This window comes from Hydrogenophaga palleronii (assembly GCF_031457455.1).
GTDB lineage: Bacteria > Pseudomonadota > Gammaproteobacteria > Burkholderiales > Burkholderiaceae_C > Hydrogenophaga > Hydrogenophaga palleronii_A.
The window spans coordinates 89717-99286 of sequence record NZ_JAVDWU010000015.1; the positions used below are offsets into that span (position 1 = coordinate 89717).

Below are 9570 nucleotides of genomic sequence, written 5' to 3' on the forward strand. Positions count from 1 at the left end.
CCCATTCGTCTCCACCCGTCTTCCATCCCACCATGACCACCGCCACAGCCACAGCCACGCCCACCGAGTCCCGGCCAAAGGCATCGGCATTGCCCCTGCCCTCTTCACTGAAGACAGCAGCCAGCGAGGCCGCGGGCAGAGGACAACCGCTGGTGGTGATGACCACGCTCGACGGCTGCCCCTACTGCGAGGTGGTGCGCAACAACTACCTGCTGCCCATGCTCAGGGCCGGTGAGATCGAAGCCGTGCAGATCGATGTGCTCGACAAGCGCCGCAACCTGCAGAACTTCGAAGGCGAACTCGTTTCGCCGGCCGATCAGGCGCGTGCGTGGAAGGCACGCTTCACCCCGACGGTGCTGTTTTTTGACGCTCAAGGCCGGGAAGTGGCCGAGCGGCTGGTGGGCCTCGGTCTGCCCGATTTTTATGGTGCCTATCTGGACGCACGGCTCAAGGAAGCGCGTGCCAGACTCAGATGAGCGGAGGGAGACTCGTGCGATTTTTTGCGTACAGTGTGGTTTTCCCGCCTGCCCCAGAACTTTGCCCGTGCTTTGCACTCAACAGACAAGACCGCGCCGCAGAACAGCAGCGCCTCGCAGGACCTTGGCAAGTGGTCCCGTGACCCCTTGCCCCCGGACACATTGAACGCTCCAATGCCTTTGCCTTCCTTTCTTGAATCCCGTCGACGCGCCGCCCTGCGTCTTCTCGCCGGCATGGGCATGGCTGCAATGCTGGCACTAGCCGGCTGCGCTGGCAAGGAAGCCGCGCCCACCTCCACTTTTGTCTTGCTCGATGGTTCATCCACCACCACCGACGCCCTCAAAGGCAAGGTCATGCTGGTGAATTTCTGGGCAACCACCTGTGTCACCTGCGTCAAGGAGATGCCCGCGCTGGTGTCCACTTACAACAAATACCAGGGACAGGGATTTGAAACCGTCGCCGTGGCCATGGACTATGACCCTCCGGCCTGGGTCCTGAATTTTGCTCAGACTCGCCAACTGCCGTTCAAGGTCGCCATTGACAACACGGGCGAAATCGCCAGCGCATGGGGTGATGTCAGGCTCACCCCCACCACCTACCTGGTTGACCGCCAGGGTCGCATCGTCAAACGCTATGTGGGCGAGCCTGACTTCGCTGCACTGCACCAGTTGATCGAAAAGTTGCTGGCGCAGACCTGAGGCGGGCTGTGTCACCCCATGAAAAAGCCGGGTTTCTGAGCCCGGCTTTTTCATGGGTGCAAGGTGGTGCCGGCAATGGGCAGATGCGCTCAGCGCTCAGTCCTTCCGATAGGCGTCGTGACACGCCTTGCACGATTGCCCCACGGCACCAAAGGCAGCCTTCACGGCGTCAAGGTTCCCTGTCTTGGCCGCCGCCGCCAGCTTGGCGGTTTCTGCCTGCAACTTCTCGGCGCCCTCTTTGAATTTCGCCTGTTCGGTCCAGATTTCGGGTTCCGCGCGCGTGTCGCCCTTGTCTGTCCCGGCCACAAACCCTTCCCAGGGGAGTGCACTCATGGTTTGCACGATCGCCGCGCTGTTGGCCGCCGCTGCCGCATCGTATGGCACCCTGCCATTGACCATGGCACCGATGCGCCCGAAGTGGGTACCCATGACCGTGAGGGCGGCCTTCCGGTACTTCACTGCGTCTTCTGGTTTCTGGAATTGCGCAAGAGCGGGTGCGGACAGCGACGTGATGAGGGCTGCGGCGGCAATGGAAGCGAAGACTTTCATGGTTTCTCCTGATCGTGGGTGGAGGTTTTTGGAGTCTGGTACCCCATGGGCCGGGATTCCAGTTTTTACTTCAAAGTTCCACGGGAGCGCTTTTCCTGTGTATCTTCTCCATCGTGTTTCTCCGAATGGCCGCTGACGGCGGCCCCCTGAACATGCATTCCATCCGAGTCTGGGACCTTCCGACCCGTCTTTTTCATTGGTTGCTCGCGGCTTGCGTCGTGGGTCTGGTGATCAGTGCCAGCGTGGGAGGAAACTGGATGAACTGGCACCTTCGTCTGGGCTACACGGTCCTGACGCTGCTGCTGTTTCGATTGGTCTGGGGCTTCGTGGGCGGCCACTGGTCCCGCTTCGCCAACTTTCTGTTCGGGCCCGGCGCCTTGATGGCCTACCTTCAGGGGCGCTCTGCGCCAGCACATCGGGTTGGCCATACGCCCCTGGGGGCGCTTTCCGTGTTTGCGCTGCTGGCGGTTCTGCTGGCACAAGTGGGTACGGGTCTGTTCAGCGACGACGAGATCGCGTTCTTCGGCCCTCTGGTGAGGTTCGTCTCTGGAGACACAGTGCTGGCTGCGACCAACTACCACAAGAACATCGGCAAATACCTCATCCTCGGGCTGGTGGCCTTGCACCTGCTGGCCGTCACGTTTTACAAGCTCGTCAAAAAACAAGGTCTGGTGCGGCCCATGATCCTGGGTGACAAGGTCGTTGATCAAGCGTTCCCGGCGGCAAAAGACACCGCAGGCACCCGGTTGCTCGCGCTGGTGGTCCTGGTGTGCTGCGGCGTGGCGGTGAACTGGCTGGTTGGACTGGGGAGTGCATTCTGAATTCCCCCCTTCGTGCGAGACGCTGCGTGGGGTAGACTGCATTCCCGCTGCGCAAGCCCCCACTTTAGACTGTGAACGCGACACCCCAACTCAGCCTGAAGCAGGCATTGTCTTCCGACGATATCGAAGCGGCCCGGGCCCTGTTCATCGACTACCAGGCTGATCTGGGTATCGACCTCTGCTTTCAGGGCTTTGATGCCGAACTGCAAGGGCTGCCCGGCGAATACGCGGAACCCTCGGGTGCGCTGGTGGTGGCGTTTGTGGACGGCATGCCGGCCGGTTGCTGCGGTCTGCGCGCCTTGGTGCACAGCGACCACCTGAATGCGTGCGAAATGAAGCGGCTTTTTGTGCGGCGCGCGTTTCGCGGCTTCGGACTCGGCCGGCTGCTGGTGGAAGAGATCATTTCGCGTGCCCGCCTGGCGGGCTACAACACCATGCTGCTCGACACGCTCAGTGACATGGAAACGGCCCGGGCGCTGTACCAGGAAGCAGGCTTCTACGAGGTGGCGCCTTACTACCACAACCCCATCGCGGGGGCGCACTACCTCAAGGTCGACCTGTAGCTTGAATGGTGCCGGCACAGGCCAAGACGGCCTGGCTCTGGTCGCCCAGAGCCAGGCCGACCCGTTCGGCGTCAGAGCGCCTTGGCCTGAGCCAGCAAAGTGGCGGCGTCGCTCACTTCGAATTTGCCCGGTGCCTCGATGTTCAGCGACTCGACCACCCCGTCGCGAACCAGCATCGAATAGCGGTTGCTGCGCAATCCCATGCCTTTGCCGGTCAGGTCCAGCGTCAGACCGGTGGCCTTGGCGAAATCGGCACTGCCATCGGCCAGCATGCGGACCTTCTCACCGGTCTTCTGGTCACGCGCCCAGGCACCCATGACGAAGGCGTCGTTGACACTCAGGCACCAGACTTCATCCACGCCCGCCGCTTTCAGTTCATCAAACGCTTCAACGTAGCCTGGCACGTGTTTGGCTGAACAGGTGGGCGTGAATGCCCCCGGCAGGCCAAACACCGCAATGGTCTTGCCTGCACTCGCCGCCTGCGTCTCGACCGGGTTCGGGCCAATGCTGCAGCCGTTGCCTTCCACTTCGCTGTACTCCATCAGCGTGGTCGCCGGGATCTTGTCGCCTACTTGAATCATTCAATGCTCCTCATGGTGGTGGCCTTCGGAGGCCGGGGAATGGCCCGATGCAATCGGGCCAGGAAAAAGAAAAAGCGACCGAGATTGTCGGTCGCTTTTCGGTATCGCGCTGAGGCCAGCGCAACAAGCCCTAGTCTAGATTACACCAGCGCGGCTTTTTGCACCAGGCGGCTGGCCACCCAGTTCTTGGTCTTCGACAGAGGACGGCTTTCGGTGATCTCGATCAAGTCGCCCATTTTGTACTCGCCCTTTTCGTCGTGCGCATGGTACTTGCTCGACTTGGCCACGATCTTGTCGTAGAGCTCGTGCTTGACGCGGCGCTCCACCAACACCGTCACGGTCTTGGCGCGCTTGTCACTGACCACCTTGCCAACCAAGGTGCGCTTGAGGGATGTTTTAGCTTCCGTCATGGTTTCGCTCCTTATTTGCCGGCTGCCGCAGCACGCTGCTGCTCGGCCAGGATGGTCTTGGCGCGAGCGATGGCGCGACGCGTCTCGCCCAGCGTGGCGGTGTTGTTCAGTTGTTGCGTGGCTTTTTGCATGCGCAGGCCGAAATGGGCCTTTTGCAGCGACTTCACCTCGGCCTCGAGGCCGGCAACATCTTTTTTGCGCAATTCAGCAGTTTTCATCTTGAGTTCTCCTGAATCACTGGCCCAGCATGCGCGTCACGAACGTGGTGCGCAGGGGGAGTTTGGCCGCAGCCAGGGTGAAAGCTTCACGGGCCAGCTGTTCGGGCACGCCAACGATTTCGTAGAGCACCTTGCCGGGCTGGATTTCAGCCACGTAGTACTCGACCGAACCCTTGCCGTTGCCCATACGGACTTCGGCGGGCTTGTTCGAAATCGGCTTGTCCGGGAACACGCGGATCCAGATGCGGCCGCCACGTTTGACGTGACGGGAGATCGCACGGCGTGCGGCCTCGATCTGACGGGCCGTGAGGCGGCCGCGGTCGGTGGATTTCAGACCGAAATCGCCAAAGGCCACGGTGGCGCCGCTGGTGGCGACGCCCGTGTTGCGGCCTTTTTGCTCTTTACGGTACTTGCGACGAGCAGGTTGCAACATGTTTATTCTCCTTTGCCGTCCGCAGCTGCAGGTGCGGGTGCGTCTTTGCGAACGCGCTTAACGGCGGGTTTGGTTTCTGCGCCGTCGGTGGCAACAGCAGGCTTGTCGCTGCCATCGGCCGGGGCGGCATTGGCGCCAGGGCGGCGAACCGCAGCGCGGGCAGGAGGACCTGCCGGACGCTCACGGCGCGGACCGCGCGGACGACGCTCTTCTTCCACACGCGGCTCGGCAGCCACGGGCGCGTCATTGCGACCCAGGGTGTCGCCCTTGTAGACCCAGACCTTGACACCGATGATGCCGTAGGTGGTCTTGGCTTCGGACGTGCCGTAGTCGATGTCGGCGCGCAGGGTATGAAGTGGCACGCGACCTTCGCGGTACCACTCGCAACGAGCGATTTCAATGCCGTTCAAGCGACCCGACGACATGATCTTGATGCCTTGTGCGCCCAGGCGCATGGCATTTTGCATCGCGCGCTTCATGGCGCGACGGAACATGATGCGCTTCTCGAGCTGCTGCGTGATGCTGTCGGCGATCAGCTTGGCATCGATTTCGGGCTTGCGCACTTCTTCGATGTTGACCGCGACCGGCACGCCCAGCTTGGCTGCCAGTTCTTTCTTCAGCTTCTCAATGTCCTCGCCTTTCTTACCGATCACCACGCCCGGACGCGCCGAGTGGATGGTGATGCGGGCGTTCTTGGCAGGACGCTCGATGACGACGCGCGAAACGGCGGCGTTCTTCAGCTTGCCCTTGAGGTACTCGCGCACCTTGATGTCTTCGGCCAGCATGCCGGCGAAATCACGGTTGCTTGCGTACCAGCGGCTGGCCCAGTTGCGTGAAACGGCGAGGCGGAACCCGGTAGGGTTGATTTTCTGTCCCATATTCCTGTGACCTCTTCAGTTGCCAACCGTCACGTAGATGTGACACGTGGGTTTGCTGATGCGGTTGCCGCGGCCTTTGGCGCGGGCCGAGAAGCGCTTGAGCGTGGTGCCTTGTTCGACGTAGATGGTTTTCACCTTCAGTTCGTCGATGTCGGCGCCATCGTTGTGTTCAGCGTTGGCGATGGCCGATTCGAGGGCCTTCTTGACGATGCCGGCGGCCTTCTTCTGCGTGAATGCCAGAATGTTCAGAGCCTGGTCGACCTTCTTGCCACGAATCAGGTCGGCAACCAGTCGGCCCTTGTCCACCGACAGGCGAACGCCGCGAACGACAGAGCGAGTTTCTGTTGTCATGGTTAATCCTTACTTCTTGGCTTTTTTGTCGCCCGGATGACCCTTGAACGTGCGGGTCAGCGAAAACTCGCCGAGCTTGTGGCCGACCATCTGGTCGGTGATGTACACGGGCACGTGCTGCTTGCCGTTGTGCACGGCAATGGTCAGGCCGATGAAGTCGGGCAGGATCATGGAGCGGCGCGACCAGGTCTTGACCGGCTTTTTGTCCTTGGTGGACTGGGCCTTTTCGACCTTGGCCATCAGGTGATGGTCAACGAAGGGGCCTTTTTTGAGTGAACGAGTCATGATGTCAACCCTTACTTCTTGCTCTTGCGACGCGACACGATCATGGACTGCGTACGGCGGTTGTTGCGGGTACGGTAGCCCTTGGTCAGGTTGCCCCACGGATCCACCGGAGCGCGACCTTCGCCGGTCTTGCCTTCACCACCACCGTGCGGGTGGTCGATCGGGTTCATCGCGGTACCGCGAACCGTCGGACGAATGCCCATGTGACGCTTCACACCAGCCTTGCCCAACTGGCGCAGGCTGTGCTCCTGGTTGGACACTTCACCGATGGTGGCGCGGCAGTCCACGTGGACCTTGCGCACTTCACCCGAGCGCATCCGCACCTGGGCGTAGATGCCTTCGCGGGCCAGCAGCACGGCAGAAGCACCGGCGGAACGGGCGATTTGTGCGCCTTTTCCGACCTGCAGCTCGATGCAGTGGATGGTGGAACCCACGGGGATGTTGCGGATCGGCAGGGTGTTGCCCACACGGATGGGCGACTCCGAACCGGACAACAGCGTGGCACCCACTTCAACACCGCGTGGAGCAATGATGTAGCGGCGCTCGCCGTCGGCGTAGCACACCAGCGCAATGTGCGCCGTGCGGTTCGGGTCGTACTCGATGCGCTCGACCTTGGCCGGGATGCCGTCCTTGTTGCGACGGAAATCAACCACGCGGTAGTGGTGCTTGTGACCACCGCCCTTGTGGCGAACCGTGATGTGACCGTTGTTGTTGCGGCCGGCCTTCTGGAACTGGGGTTCCAGCAGCGGCGCAAACCCTTCACCTTTGTGAAGATGGTCACGCGTGACCTTCACCATGCCGCGACGGCCTGGTGAGGTGGGTTTCATCTTGATGACGGCCATGATTAAACGCCCTCCCCGCCGAAGTTCAGTTCCTGACCCGGCTTGAGGGTCACATAGGCTTTGCGCACGTGGTCACGGCGACCCATGGTCTTGCCGAAACGCTTGGCTTTGCCCTTCTGGTTGAGCACGGAAACGCCCGCGACCTCGACCTTGAACATCAGTTCCACTGCGGCCTTGATCTCTGGTTTGCTGGCGTCGCGCAGCACCTTGAACAGCACTGCGTTGGACTTTTCAGCGGCCATGGTGGCCTTTTCCGACACGATGGGTGCAACCAGCACCTGCATCAGTCGACCTTCGTCGTATTTCGTGACGCTCATGCGAACATCTCCTTGAGCTGGTCGATGGCGCCCTTGGTGACGATCACCTTCTTGTAGTGCACCAGCGACACCGGATCAGCGTAGCGCGGCTCCACAACGAGGATGTTGGGCAGGTTGCGCGAGGCCAGATACAGGTTTTCGTCGACTTCTTCGGCGATCACCAGAACAGACTGCAGGTTCATGGCCTTGAACTTGTCGGCCAGTTGCTTGGTCTTGGGCGAGTCCACCTTCATGGAATCGACCACGGCCAGACGGCCTTCACGCACCAGTTGCGAGAAGATGGACGCCATGCCGGCGCGATACATCTTCTTGTTGATCTTCTGGGTGAAGTTTTCGTCAGGGCTGTTCGGGAAAATGCGACCGCCTCCACGCCAGATGGGCGAGGACGTCATACCGGCACGGGCGCGGCCCGTGCCTTTCTGTTTGAACGGCTTTTTGGTCGAGTGCTTGACCATCTGACGGTCTTTTTGCGCACGCGTACCTTGACGGGCGTTGGCCTGATAGGCCACCACCAGTTGGTGAATCAGCGATTCGTTGTAGTCACGACCAAACACGGTTTCGGGCACATCCACATTGGAAGATGCCTGACCCTGGTCATTGAGGAGTTCAACTTGCATCAGTTTGCTCCCTTGTTGACTTTGGCTTTGATGGCCGGACGCACGGTCACGAAACCACCTGGGGCGCCGGGCACGGCACCGCGGATCATCAGCAGCTGACGGCTTTCGTCAACACGGAAGATGTCCAGGTTCTGGATGGTCTTGGTGACGTCACCCATGTGGCCGGTCATTTTCTTGCCAGGGAACACGCGACCTGGATCCTGCGCCATCGAGATCGAGCCGGGCACGTTGTGCGAACGGCTGTTGCCGTGCGAAGCGCGCTGGGACTTGAAGTTGTGACGCTTGATGGTGCCGGCGAAGCCTTTACCGATCGAGGTACCTTGCACATCCACCTTCTGGCCAGCCGCGAAGATCGCGTTGGCAGCCACCACGGCACCGGGCTGGTACTGGGCAGCCACGTCGGAAGCGACGCGGAATTCCTGGATGATTTCACCCGCTTCGACACCGGCCTTGGCCAGATGTCCCGCAGCGGGCTTGGTGACGCGGGATGCGCGACGTGACCCAAAGGTCACCTGCAGCGCGTCATAGCCATCATTGGCTTGAGTTTTGACTTGTGTCACACGGTTGTTCGACACGTCGACCACCGTGACAGGAACTGCGTCCCCGTCATCGGTGAACAGGCGCATCATGCCCACCTTGCGACCCAACAACCCGAGGGAGTTGCTAAGACTCATTGTTTTCTCCGTTCCCGACTTCAATTGGCCGGGGCTGATGGTGCATCGATTTCCCCGAAGGGTTTCGACACGTTTTAGACACACGGCCCGCATCATTGACAGACCGCATCGGCAAAGCCGAACCTCCCGGATTTAAATCCGGAAAAGCCTGCAATTATAACCAGCAGGCTTTGTTTTGGCAAGCTGACCAACACGCATGCGTGTTGGTCAGCTTGAAATCACACTTACTGCAGCTTGATTTCGACGTCCACGCCTGCAGGCAGGTCGAGCTTCATCAGGGCATCGACCGTCTTGTCGGTCGGGTCCACGATGTCCATCAGACGCTGATGCGTGCGGATTTCCAGCTGATCGCGGCTCGTCTTGTTGACGTGGGGCGAACGCAGGATGTCGAAACGTTTCATGCGCGTGGGCAGGGGCACGGGGCCCTTGACGATGGCGCCGGTGCGCTTGGCGGTGTCGACGATTTCAGCGGCAGACGTATCGATCAGCTTGTAATCGAACGCCTTGAGGCGGATGCGGATTTTTTGCTTGGAAGACATGTGAATGCTCCTTAGGCAATGATCTTGGCCACAACGCCGGCGCCGACGGTACGACCACCTTCGCGGATGGCGAAGCGCAAGCCCTCTTCCATGGCGATGGGGTTGATCAGCTTGACCGTGATCGACACGTTGTCACCGGGCATGACCATTTCCTTGCCCTCTGGCAGCTCGATGGAACCGGTCACGTCGGTGGTACGGAAGTAGAACTGCGGGCGGTAGTTGTTGAAGAACGGCGTGTGACGGCCACCTTCGTCCTTGGACAGCACGTAGATCTCACCGGTGAAGTGCGTGTGCGGCTTGATGGAGCCGGGCTTGCA

Annotated in this window: 18 protein-coding genes; 4 read left to right on the forward strand and 14 right to left on the reverse strand. The window is 60.7% G+C overall.

Annotation, left to right across the window (positions count from 1 at the left end; all coding sequences use genetic code 11):
- Positions 1-32: 32 nt before the first annotated feature.
- Positions 33-476, forward strand: coding sequence for a thioredoxin family protein (locus J2W49_RS24405; RefSeq protein ID WP_310322164.1), 444 nt, complete (start codon positions 33-35; stop codon positions 474-476).
- 174 nt (positions 477-650) lie between these two features.
- On the forward strand, positions 651-1175 hold the full coding sequence (locus J2W49_RS24410; RefSeq protein WP_405001082.1) for a TlpA family protein disulfide reductase: 525 nt from the start codon (positions 651-653) through the stop codon (positions 1173-1175).
- 96 nt (positions 1176-1271) lie between these two features.
- Here J2W49_RS24410 and J2W49_RS24415 read toward each other — a convergent pair whose 3' ends face one another.
- Positions 1272-1724: a c-type cytochrome gene (locus tag J2W49_RS24415; protein ID WP_310322167.1), complete on the reverse strand. Its 453-nt coding sequence runs from the start codon at positions 1722-1724 to the stop codon at positions 1272-1274.
- 152 nt (positions 1725-1876) lie between these two features.
- On the opposite strand from J2W49_RS24415, the gene J2W49_RS24420 reads away from it, so the two are divergent.
- Positions 1877-2545: a cytochrome b/b6 domain-containing protein gene (locus tag J2W49_RS24420; RefSeq protein WP_310322168.1), complete on the forward strand. Its 669-nt coding sequence runs from the start codon at positions 1877-1879 to the stop codon at positions 2543-2545.
- A 71-nt stretch (positions 2546-2616) separates the two neighbouring features.
- Positions 2617-3108 (forward strand): GNAT family N-acetyltransferase, encoded by a 492-nt coding sequence (locus J2W49_RS24425; RefSeq protein ID WP_310322169.1) that lies wholly within the window; start codon positions 2617-2619, stop codon positions 3106-3108.
- A 71-nt stretch (positions 3109-3179) separates the two neighbouring features.
- Here the strand turns inward: J2W49_RS24425 and J2W49_RS24430 are convergent, their stop codons facing one another.
- The 13 genes from J2W49_RS24430 to J2W49_RS24490 all read right to left on the reverse strand — a co-directional run.
- Positions 3180-3689: a peroxiredoxin gene (locus J2W49_RS24430; RefSeq protein ID WP_310322171.1), complete on the reverse strand. Its 510-nt coding sequence runs from the start codon at positions 3687-3689 to the stop codon at positions 3180-3182.
- Positions 3690-3829: 140 nt separating this feature from the next.
- A complete protein-coding gene (gene rpsQ / locus J2W49_RS24435; RefSeq protein WP_310322173.1) occupies positions 3830-4099 on the reverse strand; it encodes a 30S ribosomal protein S17 in 270 nt (89 codons plus the stop codon).
- Positions 4100-4110: 11 nt separating this feature from the next.
- The gene (gene rpmC, locus J2W49_RS24440; RefSeq protein ID WP_310322174.1) at positions 4111-4317 is read right to left on the reverse strand and encodes a 50S ribosomal protein L29; all 207 of its coding nucleotides are present in this window, start codon (positions 4315-4317) and stop codon (positions 4111-4113) included.
- Positions 4318-4333: 16 nt separating this feature from the next.
- Positions 4334-4750, reverse strand: a complete 417-nt coding sequence (gene rplP, locus J2W49_RS24445) for a 50S ribosomal protein L16 (RefSeq protein ID WP_300865739.1) — start codon at positions 4748-4750, stop codon at positions 4334-4336.
- A 2-nt stretch (positions 4751-4752) separates the two neighbouring features.
- Complete coding sequence (gene rpsC / locus J2W49_RS24450; RefSeq protein ID WP_310322179.1) at positions 4753-5628, reverse strand: 30S ribosomal protein S3; 876 nt, start codon at positions 5626-5628, stop codon at positions 4753-4755.
- 15 nt (positions 5629-5643) lie between these two features.
- Positions 5644-5979, reverse strand: a complete 336-nt coding sequence (gene rplV, locus J2W49_RS24455; protein ID WP_310322183.1) for a 50S ribosomal protein L22 — start codon at positions 5977-5979, stop codon at positions 5644-5646.
- 9 nt (positions 5980-5988) lie between these two features.
- On the reverse strand, positions 5989-6264 hold the full coding sequence (gene rpsS / locus J2W49_RS24460; protein ID WP_304912259.1) for a 30S ribosomal protein S19: 276 nt from the start codon (positions 6262-6264) through the stop codon (positions 5989-5991).
- Positions 6265-6275: 11 nt separating this feature from the next.
- Complete coding sequence (rplB, locus tag J2W49_RS24465) at positions 6276-7106, reverse strand: 50S ribosomal protein L2 (RefSeq protein WP_310322186.1); 831 nt, start codon at positions 7104-7106, stop codon at positions 6276-6278.
- 2 nt (positions 7107-7108) lie between these two features.
- A complete protein-coding gene (gene rplW, locus J2W49_RS24470; protein WP_310322189.1) occupies positions 7109-7423 on the reverse strand; it encodes a 50S ribosomal protein L23 in 315 nt (104 codons plus the stop codon).
- Positions 7420-8040, reverse strand: coding sequence for a 50S ribosomal protein L4 (rplD, locus tag J2W49_RS24475; RefSeq protein WP_310322190.1), 621 nt, complete (start codon positions 8038-8040; stop codon positions 7420-7422). Before rplD ends, rplW begins: the two co-directional genes overlap by 4 nt.
- Positions 8040-8714 carry a 50S ribosomal protein L3 gene (rplC, locus tag J2W49_RS24480; protein WP_310322212.1) on the reverse strand — a complete coding sequence of 225 codons (675 nt, stop codon included), beginning with the start codon at positions 8712-8714 and terminating at the stop codon, positions 8040-8042. Before rplC ends, rplD begins: the two co-directional genes overlap by 1 nt.
- Positions 8715-8938: 224 nt before the next feature.
- Positions 8939-9253: a 30S ribosomal protein S10 gene (rpsJ, locus tag J2W49_RS24485; protein WP_068174613.1), complete on the reverse strand. Its 315-nt coding sequence runs from the start codon at positions 9251-9253 to the stop codon at positions 8939-8941.
- Positions 9254-9264: 11 nt separating this feature from the next.
- A partial coding sequence (locus J2W49_RS24490) for an EF-Tu C-terminal domain-related protein (protein ID WP_473092267.1) occupies positions 9265-9570 on the reverse strand: 306 nt, incomplete at its 5' end.